General features: G+C 64.2%; 31 protein-coding genes and 1 pseudogene. 25 read left to right on the top strand and 7 right to left on the bottom strand.

The window, feature by feature from the left end; all coding sequences use genetic code 11:
* Positions 1-12: 12 nt before the first annotated feature.
* Together ACUTAF_RS08075 and ACUTAF_RS08070 are read right to left on the bottom strand one after the other, a co-directional pair.
* Positions 13-630, bottom strand: a complete 618-nt coding sequence (locus tag ACUTAF_RS08075; RefSeq protein WP_445579489.1) for a hypothetical protein — start codon at positions 628-630, stop codon at positions 13-15.
* A gap of 395 nt (positions 631-1,025) precedes the next feature.
* On the bottom strand, positions 1,026-1,232 hold the full coding sequence (locus ACUTAF_RS08070; protein WP_445579488.1) for a Cro/CI family transcriptional regulator: 207 nt from the start codon (positions 1,230-1,232) through the stop codon (positions 1,026-1,028).
* A gap of 108 nt (positions 1,233-1,340) precedes the next feature.
* Between ACUTAF_RS08070 and ACUTAF_RS08065 the strand changes: the two are divergent.
* The 5 genes and pseudogenes from ACUTAF_RS08065 to ACUTAF_RS08045 form a co-directional block, all read left to right on the top strand.
* A pseudogene (locus ACUTAF_RS08065) lies at positions 1,341-1,550 on the top strand (helix-turn-helix domain-containing protein); the annotation flags it as partial.
* 153 nt (positions 1,551-1,703) lie between these two features.
* Positions 1,704-2,264 carry a S24 family peptidase gene (locus tag ACUTAF_RS08060; protein WP_445582421.1) on the top strand — a complete coding sequence of 187 codons (561 nt, stop codon included), beginning with the start codon at positions 1,704-1,706 and terminating at the stop codon, positions 2,262-2,264.
* A gap of 185 nt (positions 2,265-2,449) precedes the next feature.
* Positions 2,450-2,872 (top strand): type II toxin-antitoxin system RelE family toxin, encoded by a 423-nt coding sequence (locus ACUTAF_RS08055; protein ID WP_445579487.1) that lies wholly within the window; start codon positions 2,450-2,452, stop codon positions 2,870-2,872.
* Positions 2,853-3,290: a helix-turn-helix domain-containing protein gene (locus ACUTAF_RS08050; RefSeq protein WP_445579486.1), complete on the top strand. Its 438-nt coding sequence runs from the start codon at positions 2,853-2,855 to the stop codon at positions 3,288-3,290. The genes ACUTAF_RS08055 and ACUTAF_RS08050 overlap by 20 nt, the downstream gene beginning before the upstream one ends.
* A complete protein-coding gene (locus ACUTAF_RS08045; protein ID WP_445579485.1) occupies positions 3,287-3,712 on the top strand; it encodes a DUF6941 family protein in 426 nt (141 codons plus the stop codon). Before ACUTAF_RS08050 ends, ACUTAF_RS08045 begins: the two co-directional genes overlap by 4 nt.
* Before the next feature lie 48 nt (positions 3,713-3,760).
* Here ACUTAF_RS08045 and ACUTAF_RS08040 read toward each other — a convergent pair whose 3' ends face one another.
* A complete protein-coding gene (locus ACUTAF_RS08040) occupies positions 3,761-4,003 on the bottom strand; it encodes a hypothetical protein (protein ID WP_445579484.1) in 243 nt (80 codons plus the stop codon).
* Positions 4,004-4,047: 44 nt separating this feature from the next.
* Positions 4,048-4,362 (bottom strand): DUF1654 domain-containing protein, encoded by a 315-nt coding sequence (locus tag ACUTAF_RS08035; RefSeq protein WP_445579483.1) that lies wholly within the window; start codon positions 4,360-4,362, stop codon positions 4,048-4,050.
* Positions 4,363-5,047: 685 nt separating this feature from the next.
* Here ACUTAF_RS08035 and ACUTAF_RS08030 point away from each other — a divergent pair.
* From ACUTAF_RS08030 to ACUTAF_RS07985, 10 genes are all read left to right on the top strand, one after another.
* On the top strand, positions 5,048-5,281 hold the full coding sequence (locus ACUTAF_RS08030) for a hypothetical protein (protein WP_445579482.1): 234 nt from the start codon (positions 5,048-5,050) through the stop codon (positions 5,279-5,281).
* Positions 5,282-5,344: 63 nt separating this feature from the next.
* Positions 5,345-5,698 (top strand): Acb2/Tad1 domain-containing protein, encoded by a 354-nt coding sequence (locus tag ACUTAF_RS08025; protein WP_445579481.1) that lies wholly within the window; start codon positions 5,345-5,347, stop codon positions 5,696-5,698.
* A 29-nt stretch (positions 5,699-5,727) separates the two neighbouring features.
* Complete coding sequence (locus ACUTAF_RS08020; protein ID WP_445579480.1) at positions 5,728-6,612, top strand: TAXI family TRAP transporter solute-binding subunit; 885 nt, start codon at positions 5,728-5,730, stop codon at positions 6,610-6,612.
* A 1-nt stretch (position 6,613) separates the two neighbouring features.
* Complete coding sequence (locus ACUTAF_RS08015) at positions 6,614-6,778, top strand: hypothetical protein (RefSeq protein ID WP_445579479.1); 165 nt, start codon at positions 6,614-6,616, stop codon at positions 6,776-6,778.
* A gap of 26 nt (positions 6,779-6,804) precedes the next feature.
* Entirely contained in the window at positions 6,805-7,164 is a 360-nt protein-coding gene (locus ACUTAF_RS08010; RefSeq protein WP_445579478.1) for a hypothetical protein, read from the top strand.
* Positions 7,165-7,439: 275 nt separating this feature from the next.
* A complete protein-coding gene (locus tag ACUTAF_RS08005) occupies positions 7,440-7,703 on the top strand; it encodes a hypothetical protein (protein WP_445579477.1) in 264 nt (87 codons plus the stop codon).
* 10 nt (positions 7,704-7,713) lie between these two features.
* On the top strand, positions 7,714-8,172 hold the full coding sequence (locus tag ACUTAF_RS08000) for a hypothetical protein (RefSeq protein WP_445579476.1): 459 nt from the start codon (positions 7,714-7,716) through the stop codon (positions 8,170-8,172).
* Positions 8,153-8,467: a hypothetical protein gene (locus tag ACUTAF_RS07995; protein ID WP_445579475.1), complete on the top strand. Its 315-nt coding sequence runs from the start codon at positions 8,153-8,155 to the stop codon at positions 8,465-8,467. The genes ACUTAF_RS08000 and ACUTAF_RS07995 overlap by 20 nt, the downstream gene beginning before the upstream one ends.
* A 61-nt stretch (positions 8,468-8,528) precedes the next feature.
* Positions 8,529-9,788 (top strand): DNA-methyltransferase, encoded by a 1,260-nt coding sequence (locus tag ACUTAF_RS07990; protein WP_445579474.1) that lies wholly within the window; start codon positions 8,529-8,531, stop codon positions 9,786-9,788.
* Entirely contained in the window at positions 9,788-11,470 is a 1,683-nt protein-coding gene (locus ACUTAF_RS07985) for a DNA cytosine methyltransferase (protein ID WP_445582420.1), read from the top strand. Before ACUTAF_RS07990 ends, ACUTAF_RS07985 begins: the two co-directional genes overlap by 1 nt.
* Before the next feature lie 2 nt (positions 11,471-11,472).
* Here ACUTAF_RS07985 and ACUTAF_RS07980 read toward each other — a convergent pair whose 3' ends face one another.
* A complete protein-coding gene (locus tag ACUTAF_RS07980; protein WP_445579473.1) occupies positions 11,473-11,724 on the bottom strand; it encodes a hypothetical protein in 252 nt (83 codons plus the stop codon).
* Positions 11,725-11,816: 92 nt separating this feature from the next.
* The gene (locus tag ACUTAF_RS07975) at positions 11,817-12,029 is read right to left on the bottom strand and encodes a hypothetical protein (RefSeq protein ID WP_445579472.1); all 213 of its coding nucleotides are present in this window, start codon (positions 12,027-12,029) and stop codon (positions 11,817-11,819) included.
* A gap of 170 nt (positions 12,030-12,199) precedes the next feature.
* Here ACUTAF_RS07975 and ACUTAF_RS07970 point away from each other — a divergent pair, with 170 nt between their 5' ends.
* The 8 genes from ACUTAF_RS07970 to alaC all read left to right on the top strand — a co-directional run bounded on the left by ACUTAF_RS07970 (position 12,200) and on the right by alaC (position 20,832).
* A complete protein-coding gene (locus tag ACUTAF_RS07970) occupies positions 12,200-12,400 on the top strand; it encodes a hypothetical protein (protein ID WP_445579471.1) in 201 nt (66 codons plus the stop codon).
* A gap of 3 nt (positions 12,401-12,403) precedes the next feature.
* Positions 12,404-12,787 carry a DUF7768 domain-containing protein gene (locus ACUTAF_RS07965; RefSeq protein WP_445579470.1) on the top strand — a complete coding sequence of 128 codons (384 nt, stop codon included), beginning with the start codon at positions 12,404-12,406 and terminating at the stop codon, positions 12,785-12,787.
* A 121-nt stretch (positions 12,788-12,908) separates the two neighbouring features.
* Positions 12,909-13,835 (top strand): hypothetical protein, encoded by a 927-nt coding sequence (locus ACUTAF_RS07960; protein ID WP_445579469.1) that lies wholly within the window; start codon positions 12,909-12,911, stop codon positions 13,833-13,835.
* 215 nt (positions 13,836-14,050) lie between these two features.
* Complete coding sequence (locus tag ACUTAF_RS07955; protein WP_445579468.1) at positions 14,051-15,025, top strand: hypothetical protein; 975 nt, start codon at positions 14,051-14,053, stop codon at positions 15,023-15,025.
* Positions 15,026-15,361: 336 nt separating this feature from the next.
* The gene (locus ACUTAF_RS07950) at positions 15,362-16,519 is read left to right on the top strand and encodes a tyrosine-type recombinase/integrase (RefSeq protein WP_445579467.1); all 1,158 of its coding nucleotides are present in this window, start codon (positions 15,362-15,364) and stop codon (positions 16,517-16,519) included.
* 302 nt (positions 16,520-16,821) lie between these two features.
* Complete coding sequence (locus ACUTAF_RS07945; RefSeq protein ID WP_445579466.1) at positions 16,822-18,183, top strand: pyridoxal phosphate-dependent decarboxylase family protein; 1,362 nt, start codon at positions 16,822-16,824, stop codon at positions 18,181-18,183.
* A 176-nt stretch (positions 18,184-18,359) separates the two neighbouring features.
* A complete protein-coding gene (locus ACUTAF_RS07940) occupies positions 18,360-19,451 on the top strand; it encodes a polysaccharide lyase family 7 protein (RefSeq protein WP_445579465.1) in 1,092 nt (363 codons plus the stop codon).
* 151 nt (positions 19,452-19,602) lie between these two features.
* Complete coding sequence (gene alaC / locus ACUTAF_RS07935; RefSeq protein WP_445579464.1) at positions 19,603-20,832, top strand: alanine transaminase; 1,230 nt, start codon at positions 19,603-19,605, stop codon at positions 20,830-20,832.
* 34 nt (positions 20,833-20,866) lie between these two features.
* Here alaC and ACUTAF_RS07930 read toward each other — a convergent pair whose 3' ends face one another.
* The gene (locus tag ACUTAF_RS07930; RefSeq protein ID WP_445579463.1) at positions 20,867-21,259 is read right to left on the bottom strand and encodes a hypothetical protein; all 393 of its coding nucleotides are present in this window, start codon (positions 21,257-21,259) and stop codon (positions 20,867-20,869) included.
* Between the two features lie 148 nt (positions 21,260-21,407).
* On the opposite strand from ACUTAF_RS07930, the gene ACUTAF_RS07925 reads away from it, so the two are divergent.
* Both ACUTAF_RS07925 and ACUTAF_RS07920 read left to right on the top strand, forming a co-directional pair.
* Positions 21,408-21,725, top strand: a complete 318-nt coding sequence (locus ACUTAF_RS07925; RefSeq protein WP_445579462.1) for a transcriptional regulator — start codon at positions 21,408-21,410, stop codon at positions 21,723-21,725.
* 425 nt (positions 21,726-22,150) lie between these two features.
* Positions 22,151-23,458 carry a CmpA/NrtA family ABC transporter substrate-binding protein gene (locus ACUTAF_RS07920; RefSeq protein ID WP_445582419.1) on the top strand — a complete coding sequence of 436 codons (1,308 nt, stop codon included), beginning with the start codon at positions 22,151-22,153 and terminating at the stop codon, positions 23,456-23,458.
* Positions 23,459-23,482: the final 24 nt, after the last annotated feature.

Raw genomic sequence — 23,482 nt, 5'->3', positions numbered from 1 at the left:
TGTGCCTGTCATTCAGCCCACCACCCGCATCAGCGGGCCCTGGTCGCGCACGTTCTCGGCCAGGCGGCGCAGCTCGTGCGCCCTGCTCTCCACGGCCAACAGGCGGTCGATGAAATTCGGCAGGTGCGGCAGGTCGGCCAGGTCGATCTGCCCATCGGCCAGCACCTCGCTACCCGACTCCACGGCCTGGCCCAGGCGCGTCACCAGCTGGGCGAAGGCCGTCACCGGGCAGTCCGCCAGCGCATCCAGCGCGCGGGCGCCGATCAACCCGTGGCGGCCGGCCAGTTCGTTCACGCAGCGGTCGCGGTAGTCGCCATCCAGCGCCATCACCCAGGGCTCCTCGAGCCAGGCCGGCAGCTCCACGTCGCCGCTCAACCAGCGCTCCACGCGCTTCATCCAGGCGCTGGCGGCGCGCAGGTAGGCGGCGGTGTCGTTGGTGCGGGCCATGGCGGCCAGGTCCGGCAGCTGCTTCTCGGCGGCCTTCGCCGGCGCCAGCGCCTGCACGCTGCGGTTCAGCGCCTCGGCGAAGCCCTCCTGGCTCAGGCTGGTGCGCGCGATCATCTCGGCGGCATGCGCCACCAGCACCTGGTCGCGGGTCATCGGGGTGTGTCGCGCAATCGACGTATGCATGCTCTGCTCCTGCTTCTATCGTTGGCCCCATGTCGAGGCTCTGTTCTCAGCCAGCGAGGTCGCCCATGCGCCAGCCAACCGTCCAACACCTGCAGGGAGAGCTGCTCGCCCTGCGCTGCTACGTGGCAGCCCTGATCCAGGTGCTGCCTGAGCCTTGCCAACACCGCGTGCCCTCCGCCTTCGGCTACCGCGCCGAACTCGTGCGGGGCCAGCTGTGTGCCGCCGGCGACGCCGGCTTCGAGCAGGTGGCTATCGCTCTGGCGGCTTCTGCCGCTCCAGGTCTTCCCGGAGTCGCTCCAGGTCTTCCTCCAGCAACTCCATGTGGTGCTTCATGACCTCCAGTCGCTCCAGCGGGCTCTCGCCCGCGCACGGCGCTGCAGGCCCAGTCTCCCCGGCTAGGCCACGGCTTTTTTTGCGGATGGCTGCGCAGGGAACGGCCGCAATTCCTCGGCGGAGAAAGTGCCGTCTGCGTGCTCCGTTACAACGATCGAGCGATCTGCCAGCAGGGCTTTAGCAATGGCAGGGGCGCTCACGCCAAGCGCTTTCGCGACCGCGGCCTGGCCGCGTTCTGCGACAAGAACCGACAGCGGGGTCTTCTTCATCTTCTCTGCCTCACGAGTAGTGCTACGACCAGATATTAACCATTGGTTGATGGATTAACAACACCACTGGTTACCCACCCAAATAAACCTGTGGTTTACGATCAGCCGATGAAGAAGAAGCGATTACTCCCTAAAGACCGCCTGGACGAATGCCAGGCCGCGAAAGAGCTTTTCCTCTCGAAGAAGAACGAGCTGGGACTCAATCAGCGCATGGTTGCCGACAGGCTTGGCATGTCACCTGCAGCTGTTGCCATGTACTTCAACGGCGAGAACCCACTTAACGCTAAGTTCGCCGCGGCGTTGGCGCGGATCATCGAAGTGCCCGTCGAAAGCTTCAGCCCGAGACTGGCGAAGGAGATCGCGACGATGGCCGCCCCGCTTGCCGCTGAGAGAAAACAACCTAGATCCGGGACAGCCGTCACCGAAACACCAGCGGGTTACGGGTCGGGGGCGGCCGATAAGGTGCTGGAGATGCTGAACAAGCATGGCAAGGCCCTATCTGCCGACGCGCAGAGTCGCCTGCTACAGGCGGTGAGCGAAACCCTGACCGAGGCGAAGAGCGGCAACGTCATCCCCGGCAACTTCTCGCGCAGCGCCAGGGTGATGGATGGCGACATCCTCATCCCGCAGTACGACGTGCGCGCCGCCATGGGCCATGGCCAGGTGCCGGCCGACTACGTCGAGTTCATGCGCAACGTGGTGGTCAACGGCGTGCAGCTGGAGAAGCTCGGCCTGGAGTACACCTCCCCCGCCAACCTGAGCATCATCACCGGCTGGGGCCAATCCATGGCCGGCACCATCAACGACAAAGATCCGGTGATCGTCGACCGCGGCGTCACCGAGTTCAACGGCGACGGCGTCTACGTTCTCACCTGGGACGGCATGCTCTACATCAAGCGCCTGCAGAAGGCAGACGCCGACCACTACGACATGATCTCCGACAACCAGAAGCACAAAGACCGCGTGGTCGGGGTCGAGGAAGTGACCATTCATGCGCGCGTGCTGTACGTGTGGCGAGGGATGAAGGTTTAACCAATCACAACGACAAGGAGGTCGCCATGCGCTCCATGACAATGCCCATCGTTGATTTAGCTCTTACCGGGTACGACCTCGGCGAGCCAGCTCATGGCGGTAGCGCGAAGCAGACGCCCCAGCGGCCCGCTTGTCCGCCGAATGGCACATCCTCAATCTTGTGCCATTATACCTAGGTAGATATAGTGTACCGCCTCGAAATTCACGAGCATGCAAAGCAAGACATTCTAGGCCTTCTAGAATCCGAGCCAGTTGCTGCCTACCGCATACTGGCGCTACTCGAGGAACTGGAGGGGGATCAGGACAAGCTCGATCGCCTCACCCAGCAAGGCTACGGCGGTTCGCCATCCAAGCCCGTCAAAGGAGCCACGTTCAATGTCAAATACTGGGTTGAAGCAAGAAATGGCGGACTCAATCTTTGGCGGCTCCGTGACTTCGACCTGTCTAATCAGGGTCTCGAGTACCGGATAATATATGCGTTCTTTCCGAATGAAAGCGCGTACTTCGTGCTAGGAATTGCAAAAAGAGAGTTTAATTATGATCAGAGTCACATGTTCACGCAAAGAATCTATAGAGACTATAGAGCTCTTGAAGTGGAGCTCTGGTAACACTCAGCCTGCCGCTAGCAGTAAGGCCACCGCCGAAGTATTTAGTTTCGAGGCAGCCATTACTCCGCCAAAGCGGCAATCAAAATTCTCGTCAATCTCCGCTTTCATTTTGGATATTGAGAAAGAGAAAGAGCATAAAGATGGCATTGCTAAAGCAAGAAAATGGGTCGCCGAAACCCAGTATGCTGGAAGCAAGAAAACGCTGAAGCTGATAAGAATGAGCAAAGGTCTTTCTCAAAAAGCGCTTGGTGACTTGACAGGCACTAGTCAGTCCCATATCGCAAGAATTGAAGCAGGCCGTGAGGACGTGCGACTTTCCACCTTGAAAAAGCTCAGCCAGGCCCTCGGCCTTACACTTGACGAGTTGTCTCAACTAATTGAGAACAAAGAATTGATGAACGCTGAGGAAGTTAAATGAGCAGGTACGCGTATTGTGTGTTCTGTGACGATATAAGACATGAGCTCGCCGGAAAGCACTCATTCATGGGTGTATACCAAGGAAAGCTGATCGTCACAGAATTCCCTGCCGTAATACATAAACTTTTCGCAGTCATCCATATTGTCACACCTCAAACCAGGCCTTTTAAAAGCCTTGAGGTAACCATCGAATACAATGGGCAGGAGATGTTTAGACTTCCAGACACAGAAGGCATTGTGAGAAGACTAGCCTCACACGCCTCGGACGCGTCTAACGAATCAACTTTCCAAGGACAAGTTTCTTTCTCGCCTCTCCACCTTGAAAAGCCTGGAATGATAAAAGTTAAAATCGTAGCTGACGGAAAGAAAATTCCTTGCGGCGGCCTCATTATTGAAGCTGATCCAAATCTTCAATCAGAGTAGATACTTTGTCCACGCCGCCCCGCGAACGCGGGGCTTTTCATTTCCGCCCTACCCCAACCGCTCCAGCTCCCGCATAACCATGCTCTGATACTGGCCCTGCTCCAGGGCGGCGATCTGCTCAGCCGCCCAGGCCTGCCACTGCCCCTTCCGCTTGCCCTTCTCGGCCCATAGACGCCCGGCTTCGGCCTTCGCCTTCTCCAGGTTCTGCTGCCAGAACTCGAACATGGTGGCTTTCTGGTCTTCCAGCGCATTGCGCTCGTCGAATGGCAGGCTAGCGAGGTTGTAGGACATAACAGCAGCTCGGGAAATTGAACACGGCCCGCATTCTACCAGCCTCAGAACGGCGCCACCGTCTCCGCTACCTCCACCCGCATCAGATCCCCCTCCTCATCCTCGATGCGCTCGTCGGCCTCCGTCGGCGCGTCCCAGCTGAGCGTCACCGTGCCGTCCTCGTGGCGCTCCAGGCTCAACCCATCCGTCTCCCGCAGCAGTTCCAGTATCGCCTGCCAGGCGTGATCAGGGTCGGTGTCGAGCTGGAAGATCTTCACCCGCCGGTTTAGCTGGGCAAGCGGGCTCTGGATCATCGCGGAAACCCGCAGGCCCACGCGGTCGATGGCATCCATCGGTGTCTTCTGGTCGTTCTTCGGCATCCCCACACGCCTCTCCCTGTACTGTATGCCCATACAGTAAACGAGCAAATCGCCATCACGCAAGCCTGGCCCAGGGCGGCACTTCGCCGCAAATTAAATTAACCATTGGTATTGACCATTTAAAAACCAATGGTTAATTTAATTTCAACGCCGCCGGAAACGACGGCCAGGCCGAAAGGCCAACGCTCTTTAACAACCAGCGCCATGAACAGCTAGCCGGGCAACCGGCGAGGCAGCCCCGGCCATCACCTGTGGGGCGACAGAAAGTCAGGTGAACCAACCGCTACGCCGAACGGCGACCGGCGTTCAGGGGTAGGCCACAGAGGGGCCGAGCCTGACGAGGTGCAGACCGAACCGCGCGAATGACCCGGACGGCGTAGCGAGCAGATCCATTACCTGTCCAGGAGAACCCTGCCCATGCAGCACTAAGCCCAGCCGACGTAACGGGTCGGCAATCCGCGCATACGTGCCCACTACCCACCGGGCCGCCGGGCTGCACTCAAGCGCGGAGCAACACAGATACCCCACGACCAGCGCTGTATGCCGATTGAAGGCGCTGCGAGGGAAGCCCAAGGCCAAACACATGACGCCAGCGCTGCCATCGGCAAGCGGCAACGGCACCCGGTTTCACTGGCTGGCCTTCCCACGAGGGCCAGACGGGAAACCAACCAAGGAGAGCGCAACCATGTTCGAAGGCATCCGCCACAGCTACAGCAGCGACGGCCAAACCGGCGCCAGCTACCAAGCCGATGACGTGACTGGCTCGGTGAGCTTCCACGCAAGCGCTGAGCGCAGCTGCGTGCTCAGCAGCATCGGGCCGTGGGCAGCGGTGCGCGAATGCAGCGCCAGCCACTACTACAGCGACGCGCTCGGGCGCCACAAAGCCCGCATCGGCGAAGAGGTCAACAACTACTCGTGACTCCGGTTTCACTGGTTGGCCTTCCACCGAGGGCCAGACGGGAAACCAACCAGGAGCACACCGATGGAAAACCAACACCGCAAGATCGCTGGCTACCGCGAACTGAGCCAGGAAGAAATCGACCTGATGAACCGGATCAAGGCAAAGGGCGCCGAGCTGCTGCAGCTGCAGGCTGAATTGGCCGGGCGCCTGAGTACCGACCTCGAGGTCAAGCAGGCAGACGCTCGGCGATCGATGGCCGGCAAGGAATACAACGGCGTGCAGTACAACGAGCACACCGGCGCCTCTGACGAGTGCATCGAGTTCCGCCGCTTCCATGCTGCCGAGCCGCTGCGCTGGGCCGCCATCGGCAAGACCGACATCCAGACCGGGCTCATGGCCCTGGTGCGCGCAGTCGCCCAGCCGGCCGGCGTTTGACTCACCCCACCCACCAGGAGCCACACCCCATGAAACACATCGCACTCATGCTTGGCCTGATGCTCGCCCTCGCCGGCGGCGCCCAGGCAGCGCCAGCGGCGCTCACCTTCTGCACCGGCGGCGAAGGCGGCTTCTACGAAAGCCTCGGCCAGGCGATCGGCAAGGCCATCTCCCGCAACACCGGCGCGCAGCTGGAGGTGCTCAACACCGGCGGCTCCGTCGAGAACGCCCAGCTGATGAAGGACGACGACTGCAGCATCGCCATCATGCAGGCCGACGTCGTCACCAGCATGCCGCTGCCGGCCGACATCAAGGTCAGCGACGCCCACACCGAGATCGTCTACTGGCTCCACGGCCGCAACGGCGTGGACGACTTCGGCAAGATGGAGAAGGACAGCATCGCCGAGAAGTACGCCTTCGCCGCGGTGTCCGGCTCCGGCGCGCTGGTCACCGTGCGCAACTGGATCAAGACCGACAAGGACTACGAAGGCGCGCGCATCGTCGAGTTCGAGGACTGGTACAGCGCCGCCGAGGCCGTCGCCCAGGGCTACGTCTCCAAGGCCGGCGTGCGCATCGAGATCGCCGGCATGCTCTACATCGGCCGCGCCGGCAAGATCACCACCGACATCACCGAGGACTTCGGCAACCAGATCCTGATCGGCGAGGTCAACGACAGCTCCTTCGCCAACGCCAAGGACGTCAACAGCAACCCGCTGTACACCGCCTGCAGCGTCGACAACCAGGGCGCCAGCGGCCTCAAGACCAGCACCACCCTCGCGCCGGACACCTACTGCCTGCGCGCCCAGGTCGTCTACAACAACGACTACCACAAGGACCTGCCCGCCAAGGAGCAGCGCGCCGTGCGCCGCGCCGTCGACAAGGGCATCAACTCCATCGTCAAGGCGGTGCGCTGACATGCTGCGCCTGGCCCTGGCCATCGTGCTGGCGGGCGCCCTGCTCGCCGGCGCCACCCTGCTCTACCTGCTCACCACCACCCTCCTGTTCGCCTTGGGCGCGGGCCTGTTGCTGGGCCTGCTCCTGGTCGTAGGGCTGCGGGTGAGGCGGTGCCGGAAGCGGTAGCAGCCATCACCAGAAGGAAGCGCGCCATGTGTGAGACGCCGAAAAGCGGGGCTGATATCGAAGCCGACTACGCGGCCGCAATGGCCAAGCACTACGCCGACCTGGAGAAGAACCGGCGTGAAGTGATGGCCCAGGTCGCTCTGCTGGTCAGTCGGCGAAAGCTGGCCAGCATCGAGAAGTTAATTGACTACTGCGATGACAGCTTCGTGTGCGATTTCGAACTGACCGAAACGCATGGCGGTGAGCGCCAGGACGAGCCAGGCACTGCGTTCCGTTACATCTTCATCGACCAGCACAGCGGTGGCTGTCCAGCCGGCGACGACTACTACGGCTGGATCTGGATTCCTTTGCCGCAAGGCAAGTACCTGAAATTTCACTACGCGTGAAGCTTCAGCAATAGCCACCAGCACCACCCGCAAAGCGTTGGGTAGCCCCGGCGGGCGGGTGGTGCCCGTGCCGCTTCGGCATGCAGCTGCGTTAGCGCTGGGTCCTTATACCAGCAGATCGGGCGCCCCCATCGCCTGGATCAAAGCGCGCGGCTGTGAATAAAGCGGTAGCCAGGGTGCCCGGTGAATGCCGGGAGTCCATTGCGGCGGTGGGCCTCGCCGCTGGCGACAAAGAGGCCGCCCCCTATTCCCCCTCACCTACATAGGTGCCGACCATGAACGCATTCAACAAGGCCCGCGAGGCCATCGCCGAACTGCTCGACGCCATGCGCCAGACCAGCCAGGCGCGCATGGCCGCCGACGCCCGCCGGCGCCAGCCCGCACCGGTACCCCGCGCCACCCACCTGGTGTGCAGCGGCAACGCCATGATCCGCGTCGTCGACGTCGACACCGGCAAGGTGCTCGGCTTCCGCCGCACCATCCGCGAGGCGCGCTGGCTGGCCGAACACCTGCAGCGCGGCCTGCACCTGCAGCAGTGAGGGCGCCAGCATGACGCCCTCCCCGCGCTACCGCTCCCACGCCGAGCAGCGCGCCGCCCTGGGCTGCGCCGCCAAGCTCGATCCCGACAAACACCCGCGCCGCTTCGCCAAGCAGCAGGCGCGCGAGAAGTTCACCCCGCCCAAGCGCTGCAACCAGCCCAGCGACCACGAGCGCACGCAGGCGCTGGTGGAGCAGGCCCGCGGCCTCGCCCACCTGCACATCAACGCCGCCGCGCGCGCCCTCGGCATCGGCCGCAGCGTGCTCACCCGCCTGCGCAACGACTACGGCCTGGAGTTCGCCCAGGCGCCGCGCGCCACCTCGGCGGACAGGGTCATCGCCCTAGCCCCTACCTGCGCGACCTTCAAGCAGCTAGCAGCGGCGGCCGGCATCTCCTACGCGCACACGCTCCGGCTGGCGAAGGAGTACGGCATCGAACTGGGAGGCGCCAATGGCCAAGAACCAGCGTGAGCGCGACCTGGCACTGGCCGAACGCAGGCAGAAGGCAGCCGAGACAGAGCTACGCCACCGCGTGCGCCCGGGCATCAAGGCCCGGCTGGCCGACTTGATGGCCTGGCACGGCATCGAGGAGCAGGCCGAGGCCATCCAGCTGCTCATCATCAACGCCCACGCCGCCGGCCCGATCGGCTCCGCGCCGATGCTCGCCATCCCGCGCCACGAATTCACGCCATCCGAAAACGTGGCGCGCCAGCTCTACGCCCAAGGCGAACGCGAAGCCGGGCGGCTGGATCAGCAAGACCACTGACCCCACCACCCTGCCCAGCCAGCCGCAGCCGCGGCCGGCATCGCTTGGACTGGAGAAAGCCATGAGCACCCCCTACACGCTGCACCTCGGCGACTGCCTGGAGGTGATGCGCACCATGGACGACAACAGCGTGGATAGCATCGTCACCGACCCGCCCTACGGGCTGACGTCGAACAGCGGCGGCCCGAGCGCAAGGGGGCAAGACACCCCAGCAGGACGAGCAAAAGCCGGCGGAACTCGAGCCGGCTTCATGGGCATGGCCTGGGACAGCGACGTGCCCCCTGTTGAGGTTTGGGCGGAGTGCTTGCGCGTACTGAAACCCGGAGGCCATTTGCTGGCCTTTGCCGGCACCCGAACCCACCACCGAATGGCGGCGCGCATCGAAGAAGCAGGCTTCGAAATCCGCGACATGATCGCTTGGGTTTATGGCTCCGGCTTCCCGAAGTCCCGCAATCTGGATGGCGACTGGCAAGGCTGGGGTACCGCGCTGAAGCCCGCCCTGGAACCGATCACCCTGGCCCGCAAGCCGCTGGCCGGTACCGTGGCAGCGAACATACTCGCCCACGGAACCGGAGCGCTGAACATCGACGGCTGCCGGATTGCTGCTGAAACCATGCGACCGAACACCGGCGCGGGCGGGCTGCCGCGCAGGAACCCTGACGAAAACAGAGGGGAGGGTGTCCTCGCCCAACCGCACACCGGCGGGCGCTGGCCTGCCAACCTCATCCACGACGGCAGTGAAGAAGTGGTGGCAGCGTTCCCGAGCGGAGCGGGCGCCGCGGCGCCGGTGCACAAGCGCAACGGTGACAAATTCAGGAACACCTATGGCGCCTTTACCGGGAATGTTGACGAAGCCGGCAGCACGTTCATCGGCGACAGCGGTAGCGCGGCGAGGTTCTTCTATTGCCCCAAGGTGAGCCGGTATGAGCGCAACGAAGGTTGCGAGCACATGGATCGCAAGCCACTGCACTGGTCCAGCGGCGACCAGAACCCCGGCAGCTTTCAATCGGAAGGCACCGACAAGAGTAGCCAGAACAACCACCCCACTGTAAAGCCCACAGACCTGATGGCCTACCTATGCCGTCTAGTCACGCCGCCAGCCGGATTGGTGCTGGACCCGTTCATGGGCAGCGGCAGCACCGGCAAAGCAGCTATGCGTGAGGGGTTCCGGTTCATCGGCTGCGAACTCTCGCCGGAGTACTCCGCGATTGCCAAGGCGCGCATCCAGTTCGAACTCGATCGAGTAAATGCAGCAATCGAGGAAGAAGCCGCGGCCTCAGCGCAGCTCGACATATTCAACGACTCCAAGGAATCCGCATGATGCTCCAGCAAACCCTGCATCACTTCCACTTCTGCTGCGGCCTGGGCGGCGGCGCCAAGGGCTTCAACCGCGCCCGCCCGCGCGTCGGCAACTTCGAGGCCCGCTGGGAATGCATAGGCGGAATCGACGTATCCCCTTCCGCCCTGCGTAACTTTGCCAAGCTGGCCGGCGTACCAGGTTCACAGATCGATCTGTTCACCCGCGACCAGTACATCCGCTTTCACGGCAAGGAGCCGCCGGCGAACTGGCGCGAGGCGACCCCGGAAGATATCCGACGCGCCGCCGGCGGCAAGCGACCGGACTGCGTGTTTATCAGCAGCCCCTGCAAGGGCGCCAGCGGGCTGCTCTCCGAGGCCACCAGCAAAACGCCGAAGTACCAGGCCCTCAACGAACTGACCCTGCGCTGCGTATGGTTGATGGGCGAAGCCTGGGCAGACGACCCGGTGCCCCTGATCACCTTCGAGAACGTCCCGCGCCTGGCGACTCGCGGCCGGCATCTGCTGGACCAGATCAACAGCCTGCTCAGCCACTACGGTTACGCCGTGGCCGAAACCACCCACGACTGCGGCGAACTCGGCGGCCTGGCGCAGAGCCGCAAGCGCTTCCTGCTGGTGGCGCGCCACGTCGAGAAGGTGCCCCCCTTCCTGTACGAGCCGGAGAAAAAGAGCCTGCGCGCCGTCGGCGATATCCTTGGCCGCATGCCTCTGCCCGGCGATATCGAGGCCGCTGGCCCGATGCATCGCGTTCCCTCGCTGCACTGGCAGACTTGGGTGCGCCTCGCCCTGGTGCGAGCCGGCAGCGACTGGCGCAGCCTCAACGAACTGGCGATCGAGGATGGCCGCCTTCGTGACCTGATCATCGTGCCGGAGTACCGCTCCGGCTACTTGGGCGTGCATGGTTGGGACGATACCAGCGGCACCATCGCCGGCCGCAGCAGCCCCACCAATGGCGCGTTCTCGGTTGCCGATCCACGGTACCGGCAGGCAGCCACCTGGAACCACGGCCAGCAGTTCGGCGTCATTCGCTGGGACGAGTCGTCGCCGACCATCCCCGGGCAGACCATGCCGGGCCAAGGCACCTTCAGCGTGGCCGACCCACGGCCTAACTGGAATCGCCACAGCGGCAACTACCGGGTGGTTCCCTTCGACCAACCGGCCGGCACCATCATCGCCGGCGGCAAGGGCGTGCAAGGTGGTCAGCAGTCGGTAGCGGATCCTCGCATCCTGCACCGCGGCAAGGGCGACAACTACCTCACCGGCGGCCACTACGGCGTGATCCCGTTCGACCAGAACTGCGGGGCCATTGCCGCCAGCTCGCGCTACGACAGCGGGCGCTTCAGCGTGGCGGACCCGCGCATCCCTGCCGCCAACGAGCGCCTGACCTGCATCATCCGCAGTCTCGACGGCACCTGGCACCGCCCCTTCACCACCCTGGAGAAAGCAGCGCTACAGAGCCTGGTGGAGCCGGAAGAGCAGTTGATTCTCGACGGCCTGAGCGACAAGGAATGGAGCGAACAAATCGGCAACGCCGTGCCACCGCACGCCGCCGAGGCCATCGCCCACGTCATGGGTACCACCCTGCTGCTTGCAGCCCAAGGCGAGACCTTCATGCTCAGCAATATGCCGGTGTGGGTTCGCCCGGTAGCCGTTGGCCTGAGCGTCGCCGAGGTGCCGCAGGCATGAGCCTACTCGCCTGCGCCCCGATACCGCTCGTCGGTCATAAGCGCCTGCAGCCGATGCAACGCCATCAGGTTCCCTCCAACGCTGTGGCGCCACGCCTCGTGCGTGGACTTGCACAGCCCGTCGATCTCCGCCATCACACGGCGGTAGCGCTCCACCTCGAGCACCAGCCGGCGCATCTCCGGGTGCTCGGCCCAGATCTGGCGCAGCTCGTCCTGGGTGACAGGGCGGAATTCGGGGAGTCGGTAGTCTTTCATCGCGCGAATACTGTATGGATTTACAGCATTCTGGCAAATCGCCGCGCGCCGGTCACTGCTGGCCGATGCGCGGACGCCGGCCTTTTCCAGAACTACAGACGCACCCAGTTGTATGAATCGAATTGCTGGCCGCCGCATTTCAGGCAGGTCACGAAGAGTGACCTGTCCTCATCGGCGCCGGCGGGCACCCAAGGCTGCTTTGAAACCAATCCGTAGCGCTGCGCATTGCACTTCCTCTTGCAGAGGTACTGCACCAGAAGGTGCTTCTTATCCTCGTAGCTTGCTGCGTACTTTGGCCAGGCCATATCGCCTCCCTGTTCCGGCCCCATGCCGGCCCCTGAACCTACCCCACAACCACCCTTCACGCCAATGGCGAGGGAGAAGCCATGCCCGCGCAAACGTACTGCCGCGCCACCCACCTCCCCATCACCGATTGCCGGTGCCTGCGCTGCAACACGACCAAGGAGCCAGCGCCATGATGACCATCAGAGCCTGCCACCTCGAGCGCGAGAAGATGGCGCCGATCATCTCCGTCACCGGCGTCGGCGTCATTACCACCATCAGCGGCTACTTCACCGCCGCCCAGCTACGCACCCTCGCTCGCCAGCTCATCACCATCGCCAACGACGCCGACCAGGGCGAGCGCGGGCCGGTTACCTACACCACCGAGGAATAACCCATGCAGCCACTCATCTACGTGGCCGGCCCATATCGGGCGGCCACACGGGACGCTATTGCCCAGAACATCGACACCGCGCGCCATGTCGGCACCGCGGCCGCGGCGATCGGCTGGTACCCGGTAATCCCCCACGCCAACACCGCGCACATGGAACTGTCGCTGCCGCACCTGGGCGACGAGTTCTGGCTGCGCGGCACGCTCGAGCTGATGGAGCGCTGCGACGCCCTGGTGCTGTGCCCGGGCTGGGACCGCAGCGAAGGCACCCTCGGCGAGATCGCGCGCGCCGATACCCTGCGCCTGCCCATCTTCCGCAGCCTCGACCTCCTCCCCAGCGCCAGCGAGTTCATCGCCTGGTTGCACGCCGTCGAGGCCAGGCGGGCATGAACGGCCAAGGCGGCCTCTGCGCCAGCGCCGTCATGCGCCGCATCTGGCGCCTGGTCAACGGCTGCTGCTACTGCGGCCGGGACGGCCACACATCGGCGAACTGCCCGTGGAGGGATGCGAAGTGAGCGAACATAAGACGATGGATGCGGAGCTGCGCCAGGTGATTACCGAGGCGCTGGTCAGCATGGTTACGGGCGTCACCGGCCTGGCGCCGCCCACGGGGCCAGGCGCAATTCCTGACTTCATCCAGGCGCCAATCGACCGGGCGGTGGAGAAGATCAGCGCCAGCCTGCCGGTGGGTGTGCCGGATGGCTCGATCTATGTTGAGTGCCGTCAATGCGACGTATGTCAACACGGCGGCATCAATGACGCAGCTGCAGGCTTGGCGGCGTGCCACGACTGTGACTGGACAGGTACGGACCCGGTAGAGGACAAGTGCCCTGGTTGTCAGAGTGAGAACTGCATGGCGGCTGCCTGCCCGAAATGCGGCAGCCGATACGTTCTGGTGGCAAGCGAAGATATCGCCGCCCCTGCCGCCCCTGCCGTCAAGGCTGAGCAGGCGCCAGTCACTCAAGACCTGCGCGCCAAGCTGATTTCAGGACTGGACGAGATCGGCGCACTTTCGCGCAACCTGCGGCAGGGCGGCTGCGATAGCTCAGACCTCCCAGGGCTTGAGGAAGGCCTTACCCATGCAATCGACATGGCTCACGAACTGATTTCGATGCTGGAAGGCCCCTCCCTGCCGGCTGCTGGATCGGCTGTGCCGGCGTTCAGCGTCGTGTGCAAGGTGTGCAATGAGTCATCGACCCTGGACGAACGGCGAGATCTAAGCGGGTGCTGCTGGTCGTGCGGCCACGAAATCGACCTTGACCCGTATCTACGCGCCGCCCTTTCCGCGCAGCAGGCTGGAGCGGTGAGCGTGCCGGTGGAGTTGTTGCAGCGCATCTGCTGGCCGGTAGTTAGTGGCTCTGATCGGCACACGCATAGCGAGGCTGTAGCAGAACTCCGCGCCCTCCTCTCCAGCAGCGAGCGGGGTGGCGAGGTATGAGCAAGAAGCCACGATGCCCAGCGTGCAACAGCCGCAACTGCAAGGGGTGGCAGCCAGGTGATCCAGAGCACGAATACCGCGGAAAAGGCAGCTGGTTCCTGGGGTGCCATTGTGCCGGGTGCTCAAAAGCACGGGCCGAATCTGGCGGATTTATGGGCGCGCTAGTCGATGCAATGACCAGCACCAACACCGCACAGCAGAAGGAGGGGTAGGCGATGAACGAACAAGTGACACACACCCTTCGCGCTATGGCGGTCAACTACCTGCGCGATCAGCATACTTTCGACACCCTGGATAGCATCGCGCTGAACAAGGCAGCAGACCAGATCGACGCCCTGCACCAGCAGGTCGAGGGGCTGCTGGCTGATAATGAGCGACTGACAAAGGATTGCAGCGCCGAAATTTTCCTGACCATGACCGGCGAGGTCACGCGCCTGCGCGCCGAGCTTGAGGCGGCGCGGGGGTTGCTGCGCGATATGCGCCATGCCGCGCGCATTAACCCCTCCTGTCAGTACGGCGTGGTTAACCCGTGCCGGTGCGGATACTGCGTTGATCTGAGAGTTGACGCCTTCCTCACCGCCACCCCGGCCCCGGAAGGGCGGCAGCAAGAGAATAGGCAGAGGCATCCCAGCGAGAGCGATCTTGAATCTTCCGTCCTCGGATACCCTCTTTCGAAAGAACAAGCGGTACAGCTTTGGCACAACGGATTTCGCTCTGAGCCGATAACGGTTCTGGAGGCATGGGAGGCCATCGGTCACGACATCGCGTGCAACCCCTCGAAGGACGATCTACTTGATTCGCTGCGTAACATGGCTGAAATCTGCAATGCGCACGGGAATGACATGCCCGAGCAGGGAGAGCGGCAGGAGCCTATCGGCCGAATAGGCCAGAGCCATGGGGGCACAGTCAGGTTCCCGGTTTGGAACACTGATGGCGGAAGAGAGCCGCCAGCCGGGACTATGCTCTACACCACCCCACAACCCGCCACGGACGTTTCGGCGCTGGTGGAGGCGTTGGAGGAGGTCGTCAAGCAGTACCCGAACCCGGACATCACGCACGTCGACTACCGCGTGCATGCATGCCGGCACGCGGAGCAAGCCCTCGCCACCTACCGCAACCACGCCACCGTCAAACGCTGCCCCACCTGCCCCGGCACCTGCGCGGAAATCTGCGCTAAAGCCAGGCCGTAACCCATCTCACATTTGAAGCTGCCGGCGGTGTCGGCGGCGAGGAATAGCTATGTCTGCAATCCAGGCGCAGCCGCTAGACCGGCCGCGACAGCCTTCTATTGCCCCGAGATTCATCCGAGCCAAGGACGCGCCGGCATACCTCGGCATGTGCCGGGACGAGTTCAACCGCACCGTCAGGCCCCACGTCCGCGAGTTCCCCATCGGCACCCGCGGCGTCGGCTTCGACCGGCAGGAGCTTGACGACTGGGCTGACCAGTACATCGAGCAAGCGGCGATTGCCAAACAGTCGGCCCCGGCGAACAATCAGGGCGCAGCGAGCGCCAAGGAGAAGAATCAATGGCGCGAAAAACCATCACGGGCCTCTCCCAGAGGAACGGGGTCTGGCATATCGACAAGAGGGTCAACGGCGAACGAATTTACGAGAGCACTGGAACTGGTGACCGGGCGGAAGCAGAAAAGTACCTGATCCACCGCCTGGAAAGGCTCAGGCAGGAGAAGGTCTACGGCATCAGGCGGGTGCGCATCTGGCGGGAAGCAGCCACCCGCTACCTGCTGGAGAACAAAGACCAGCCGTCGATCGAACTGACGGCCAGGGTGTTCAGGCAGCTGGATGACTGGATCGGGGAAGTTCCGCTGACCCACATCGACGACGAAACGCTGGAGCCGTTCATTCGGCATCGCCTCGATGTCGACCAGGTGTCGCACAGGACGGTGAACATCGCCCTGGAGCGAGTGATCCGCGCGCTGAATCTGTGCGCGAGGAAGTGGCGGGACGAGGACAAGCGGCCTTGGCTGGATACCGTGCCGCTGATTGCCAAACTGGACGAGCGGACGAAAGGCCGAAAGCCCTACCCGCTGTCATGGGAGGAGCAGAGCCTGCTGTTTGCCGAGCTACCCGATCACCTTCGCAGGATGGCGCTGTACAAGGTCAATGTCGGCTGCAGGGAGCAAGAGGTCTGCAAGTTGCGGTGGGATTGGGAGATCAAGGTGCCGGAGATCGGCGCCAGCGTGTTCCTGATTCCGGCCGAGTTCGGTGGGCGCGGGGCAAAGTCCGGCGTCAAGAACAGGGACGAGCGGCTGGTGATCCTGAACGACGTGGCCAGTCGAGTGATCGAAGGCCAGCGCGGTATCGACCCGGTGCATGTGTTCCCGTATGGGCGCAATGGCGGGACGATGCTCAGGATGTACACGCCGGCATGGAACGAGGCCAGGAAGCGCGCAGCGGCCAAGTGGGAGGCAACCCACAAGACCGCTGCGCACCCTGGTTTCGCCTCGGTTCGCGTGCACGACCTCAAGCACACGTTTGGCAGACGGCTGAGGGCGGCAGGCGTATCCCTAGAGGATCGCAAGGCGCTATTGGGACACAAGAACGGCAGCGTGACCAGCCACTATTCCGGCGCCGAGCTGGGGCAGTTGATCGAAGCGGCCAACAAGGTATCGGCAACCGATTCGCGCGGCCCGGTGCTGACCATTCTCAGGAGGGCAAACGGGTAGAAGAATCGCGAAGTCACGCAAAAGTCACGCGAGAGTTTTGGCGCTCGCAACGCCAGAGCCACTCAAGCGGACGCAGAACAAGGGCTCCAGGCATTCAGCCGCTCGACAGTAACCATGCACGACATGCTCGGCAACTGAGTCGTTGCGGGCGGTACGGCTGTACCGCCTGTGGTGACAACTGTACTGGTCACATCGAGCGCTACACTCGCACTGTTACGCCTCACTCCGTCGGCGCCTGTATCTGCCGACGCCGCAGGTCCCTCGGCTAGGGTAGAAACCCCTCTTCCTGACGAGTACTGGCCATGAACGAACGCAACCTGCTGGTCGAGGCCGACCGCCGCGCCCTCGCCTATTTCGATGGCACTGCCGTGCGCCGGGTCTACCCGGACGACGCCGCCATCGCCGCCCTCGCCGCCTTCGACCAACCGCTTCCAGAACACGGCTATGCCGCCGAGCAGGTGCTGCACCAGCTCGACGAGATAGGCTCGCCGGCCACCGTAGCGAGCAACGGCCCACGCTACTTTGGCTTCGTCATCGGCGCCACCCTGCCCGCTGCGGCGGCCGCCGAACGCCTGGTACTGGCCTGGGACCAGTGCGCCTCCTCCTTCGACGGCTCGCCCACCGCCGACCGCCTGGAGAAAGTCGCCGGACGCTGGGTCTGCCAGGCACTGGGCCTGCCGGTCGACAGCGCCGTCGGCTTCGGCACCAGCGCCACCGCCTGTACCCTAGCCTGCCTGTCGACCGCCAGGCGTACCTTGCTGGCTCGTCAGGGCTGGGACTTCGATGCAAATGGCCTGGTGGGCGCCCCGGAAATCCGCGTGGTGCTCTCCGAGGCCGCCCATATCACGGTGAAGAAGGCCCTGCGCGTGCTCGGCTTCGGCATGAGCCGCCTGCACTACGCGCCGGTCGACCAGCACGGACGCATCGACCCGGCGCGCCTACCGGCGCTGGACGAGCGCACCCTGTTGATCCTCCAGGCCGGCGAGGTCAACACCGGCGAGTTCGACCGCTTCGCCGAGCTGATCCCCACTGCCCGCGCCGCCGGTGCCTGGGTCCACGTCGACGGCGCCTTCGGCCTGTGGGCCAGGGCCTCCTCCTCGGCGCACCTGGCCGATGGCGTGGAGCTGGCCGACAGCTGGACCACCGACGGCCATAAGTGGCTGAACACCCCCTATGACAGCGCCATGGCCATCTGCCGCGACGCCGATGCCCTGGCCGCGGCGATGAACAGCGACGCGGCTTACGCCACGGCGAGCAAGGATGCGCAGAAGAACCTGACCCTGGAGTTCTCCCGCCGCGCCCGCGGCGTGGCGGTCTGGGCGGCGCTCGCCAGCCTCGGCCGCGACGGCCTGCGCGAGCTGATCGACCGGCATATCCGCCAGGCCTTTGAGCTGGCCGAGACGCTGCGCGCCGGCGGCTATCAGGTGCTCAATCGGGTAGTCCTCAACCAGGTGCTGGTGCGCGGCGAAACGGACGCGCAGACCAATGCCATCCGTGAGGCGGCCCAGGCCTCCGGCGAAGTCTGGTTCGGCGCGACCGTCTGGCAGGAGCGGCCGGCCTTTCGCCTGAGCCTGTCGTCCTGGCGCACCCGGGACGAGAACGTGCGGGCCCTGGCCGAGTTGCTGCTGCGCCTCAAGGATGAGACGTCCCCCGCAGCGAACTGAGGCCGGCCAGGCGCTCGCCAGGCCCATCGCCCGCGGCTGGGCAAAAACGATCGAACCTTGCACGCGTCTCGCCACTCTCTGATAGGCCTGCCCACGCAGGCCTTGTTCATTCAGGGAGCGCGCGTCTGCGACTCGTCACAGGCTAGAACGTGCAGCCCGCCAACGAGGACGAAAGCATGCAAGCATTCCCGTCACGCGCCGTCAGCGTTCAGTGGCTCGGCTCGGCCCTGTGTGGCTGCCTGCTGGCCGGAAACGCTTACGCCGACCTGTACAAGAGCGTCGCTCCGGGCGGCAACTTCGCCCTGGAGAATTGGAATCTCACCGTTCCCCAGGATGCCGACGGCGGTACCGAAGGCACGGCGCTGACCGTACGCCCCGATCAGCTGTCCGGTCCCTATGGCTACAAATCGCGCTGGTTCCGCACCGACGCGCTGGACGGTGCCATGACCTTCTGGACCCCGATCAACGGCGCCACCGCGGGTGGCTCCAGCAGCCCGCGCGCAGAACTACGCGAGATGCTCGACCCCAGCAACCTGTCCATGACCTGGAGCGGCGCGGGGGAGTCGGTGCAGGACGCCTTGCTCAAGGTGACGCAGGTCCCGCCCGACGGCATCGTCATAGTCGGCCAGGTCCATGGCTACGGCAGCGCGCCCCTGATCATGGTCTATTACCGCTACGATGCCGCCCGGCAGACCGGCCGGGTCGTCGCCAAGCTGCAGGGACTGCCGGAACAGGGCCCGCCCTTCACCACCCATACACTGGCCAGCGACGTCGACCTGGGCGAAACCTTCAGCTACCAGATGAGAGTCAGCAAGAACCTGGCGACGGCCTCGGCCAATGGCGGGCAGCCCGCCCGCATGGCGCTGGACCCCGCCTGGAACAGCCATACCTTCTACTTCAAGGCCGGCGCCTACCTGCACATGCACGGCGACAGCGCCAGCGAAGGCGCGCGGGTGAAGTTCTATCGCCTGGCCGCCAGCCACCCCAACGAGGCCCTGGCGGTCACCAGCGCCGCTGCCCTGCCCAACGCCCGTGCCGGCCAGCCTTACCTGGCCCGGCTGCAAAGCAGCGGCGGGCGCGGCGGCGCCACCTGGCGCCTGGTGAGCGGCCATCCGCCGGCCGGCCTACGCCTGTCCCGCGACGGTGTCGTCAGCGGCACGCCCCGATCCTCGGCGGTGTCCGCCACCGCGCGCTGGTTCGTCGCCCAGGTGCGCGACGTGAGTGGCAATACCCAACACAAGAAGTTCTCCATCCTGGTCGGCGGCTGACCATCGCCCGCTCCGGGCTGCGGGCCGGCCCGGAGCCAGGAAACTTTCCTCGACAAGCGCCGGCCGCTGCGCTTATCTTCGCCGCCAGGCCACACGCATGTGGCCAGCGTCGCTCGGACGGTTCCGGGCGCTTACGTACTTCGAGGAAGCCATGGCTGACACTGCCAAGCGCCGCTTTGCGCGCATCGATCGTCTCCCCCCCTACGTTTTCAACATCACCGCCGAGCTGAAGATGGCCGCCCGCCGCCGTGGCGAGGACATCATCGACTTCAGCATGGGCAACCCCGACGGCGCCACCCCGCCGCACATAGTCGAGAAATTGGTGCAGGTCGCCCAGCGCGAAGACACCCACGGCTATTCCACCTCCCGCGGCATCCCGCGCCTGCGCCGCGCCATCTCGCGCTGGTATCAGGAGCGCTACGAAGTGGAGATCGACCCGGAGAGCGAAGCCATCGTCACCATCGGCTCCAAGGAAGGCCTGGCGCACCTGATGCTGGCCACGCTGGACCATGGCGACACCGTGCTGGTGCCCAACCCCAGCTACCCCATCCACATCTACGGCGCGGTGATCGCCGGCGCCCAGGTGCGTTCGGTACCGCTGGTACCGGGCGTGGACTTCTTCGCCGAACTGGAGCGGGCGATTCGCGAGTCGATCCCCAAGCCGAAGATGATGATTCTGGGCTTTCCCTCCAACCCCACCGCGCAGTGCGTGGAGCTGGACTTCTTCGAGCGCGTGGTGGCCTTGGCCAAGCAGTACGACGTGCTGGTGGTGCACGACCTGGCCTACGCCGACATCGTCTACGACGGCTGGAAGGCGCCGTCGATCATGCAGGTGCCGGGCGCCAAGGACATCGCGGTGGAGTTCTTCACCCTGTCCAAGAGCTACAACATGGCCGGCTGGCGCATCGGCTTTATGGTCGGCAATAGAGAACTCGTCTCCGCCCTGGCGCGGATCAAGAGCTACCACGACTACGGCACCTTCACCCCGCTGCAGGTCGCGGCCATCGCTGCCCTGGAAGGCGACCAGCAGTGCGTGCGCGACATCGCCGAGCAGTACCGCCAGCGCCGCAACCTGCTGGTCAAGGGGCTGCACGAGATCGGCTGGATGGTGGAGAAGCCCAAGGCCTCGATGTACGTCTGGGCCAAGATTCCCGAGGCCTACGCCCAGCTCGGCTCGCTGGAGTTCGCCAAGAAACTGCTGGCCGAGGCCAAGGTCTGCGTCTCCCCGGGCCTCGGCTTCGGCGACTACGGCGACGATCACGTGCGCTTCGCCCTGATCGAAAACCAGGACCGCACCCGCCAGGCGCTACGCGGGATCAAGGCGATGTTCCGTGCCGACGGCCTGCTACCGGCGAAGAAGGCCAAGGCCGATAGCGAATGAGCCGACCAGGGCGCCGCGAGGCGCCCTGGTCATATCAGCCGGAATAATCCAGCGCTGTCCAGGCACGACTCAAACCCTGGGCCAGCACGCAGCCCGGGCTGGCCAATTCCTCGTTGAACGCCGCTGGCAACAACGTGGTCTCCCCTTCTGCCGCGCCGTGGCGCTCGGTCAGCCACTGCAGCTTGCCGCAGTTGGGCGTGTCGATCACATAGCTGGCCGCGATGCTCGAGTGATGCCCGGGCAGGCGGATCACGTCAAGCACCCTGCCCGCCTCCTCGATGCGCCGACCATCGGACACCAGCACGGCCCAGGCCTGTTCGCCCTCGATCACCAGGTAGGCACCGTAGGCCCGCGGCTGCTCGATCTGCGGCTGGGCGCAACCGCCCAGCAGGGCCAGTAGCACAATCGTCATCAGCATCTGTTGCATTGCCAATTCTCCTCTCGCAAGGCGTCCACCCTGCGGGCTGTACGGGTCGATGTTGCTGCAGTGGGCTTACTATTACCGAGCACTGTTTATTTGTACAGTATTTTTCGTTTACCCTTGGCGTCACGAACCAATGCACAGGAGCCGCACCATGCTGGACGTACTGCAGCTGAAACATCGGGTGAACCGCATGCCGCTGGAGCGGGTGCGCGAAATGGTCGAGGAACTGCAGCTCGAGGGCATCGTCACCGAGAACCGCACGCCCTTTAACCGCCAGCACTTCAATACCTGCTTCGCCGAGATCGAAGCGCTGCTGCAGCGTGCCGGCTACCACCGCCAGCTGGATGTGGTCGGCTATCAGGGCCTGGCCTACGCGCTGTTCGACCCGGCACGTTGGGAGGCGGTGCAAGTGCTGCGCTGGCTGCGCGATTTCGTCGAGGAGGCCAGAACCAGCCCCGCACTCCGATAGCGCGCCGAGACGAACCAAAAGCAGGCCCATCGCCCGCTCGGTTGCACGGCCATAGGGCGAAGCGTTCAGCCGCTGGAGCCGGAGGGGGCAGTTACGGCAGTAGCAACGCCCCAAGGAAATATAACTATCTGATTGATATATAAAGAATTTAATTTCTCGCGAAATCCCCTCCCGCGTGTCTGGAGCAGACTTCTCCGACATTGCCGGCGCACTTGGCAAAGGCTTTGCTAGATCAGGACTAACCCACGTCTTAGGATCGCCAACGGCGGTGATCGGGACGAATAGACAAAGACGTCAAAGGCACCTTCTGCTCCGGCAGCGGGCTGTCTGCGACGTCTTTTTTCGTTTCTGATAGCTGAGGAATTGCCATGCACCGTCGCACATCGTTGCAAAAGACCCTGTCACGCCTGGGCTGTACGCTCGCCATGCTGGCTTCGCCACTGCTGCTGGCGGCAGAGCCGGAGAAGGAGGAGCTGAAGTTCGGCTTTATCAAGCTCACCGACATGGCGCCCCTGGCCATCGCCTATGAGAAGGGTTTCTTCGAGGACGAAGGCCTGTATGTCACCCTGGAGGCACAGGCCAACTGGAAGGTGCTGCTGGATCGGGTGATCGACGGCGAACTGGACGGCGCCCATATGCTCTCCGGCCAGCCGATCGGCGCCACCATCGGCTTCGGCACCAAGGCGGAGGTGGTCACCGCCTTCACCATGGACCTCAATGGCAATGCCATCACCATGTCCAACGCGGTGTGGGAGGAGATGAAGAAGCATGTGCCCATGGCAGACGGCAAGCCGGTGCACCCGATCAAGGCCGACGCCCTCAAACCGGTGATCGACCAGTTCGCCGCCGGCGGCAAGGCCTTCAACCTGGGCATGGTGTTCCCGGTGTCCACCCACAACTACGAGCTGCGCTACTGGCTGGCGGCCGGCGGCATCCACCCCGGCTACTACGCCCCGCACAAGGGCGATATCAGCGGCCAGATCGATGCCCAGGCGCTGCTCTCGGTGACCCCGCCGCCGCAGATGCCGGCCACCATGGAAGCCGGCACCATCCATGGCTACAGCGTTGGCGAGCCGTGGAACCAGGCGGCGGTATTCAAGGGCATCGGTGTGCCGGTGGTGGCTGACTATGCCATCCGCAAGAACATGTCGGAGAAGGTCTTCGGTGTGTCCAAGAGCTGGGCCGAAGCCAACCCGGAGACCCACAAGCGCGTGGTCAAGGCGCTGATCCGTGCCGGCAAGTGGCTGGATGAAGGCGACAACGCCAACCGCGCGGAAGCGGTGGAAATCCTTTCCCGCCCGGAATATGTCGGCGCCGATGCCAAGGTGATCGCCAACTCCATGACCGGCACCTTCGAGTTCGAGAAGGGTGACAAGCGCGAGGTGCCGGACTTCAACGTGTTCTTCCGCTACCACGCCACCTACCCCTACTACTCCGACGCGGTCTGGTACCTGACCCAGATGCGCCGCTGGGGCCAGATCGCCGAGGCCAAGCCGGACAGCTGGTACTTCGACATGGCGAAGCGCGTGTACCTGCCGGAAATCTACCGCGAAGCCGCCGCCGAGCTGGTGGCCGAAGGCAAGGCCGAGGCCGGTGATTTCCCGCCTGCCGACACCGACGGCTTCCGCGCACCGCTGGCCGACACCATCGACGGGGTGGTCTATGACGGCCGTCAGCCCAACGCCTATCTGCAGCAGTTCCAGATCGGCCTGAAAGGCGACACCACGCTCTGATCCATCCCGGGAGCCGGCTGGCCG

It is taken from the genome of Pseudomonas sp. SP16.1 (assembly GCF_052682975.1).
This window is presented reverse-complemented; position numbering and strand designations above follow the sequence as displayed.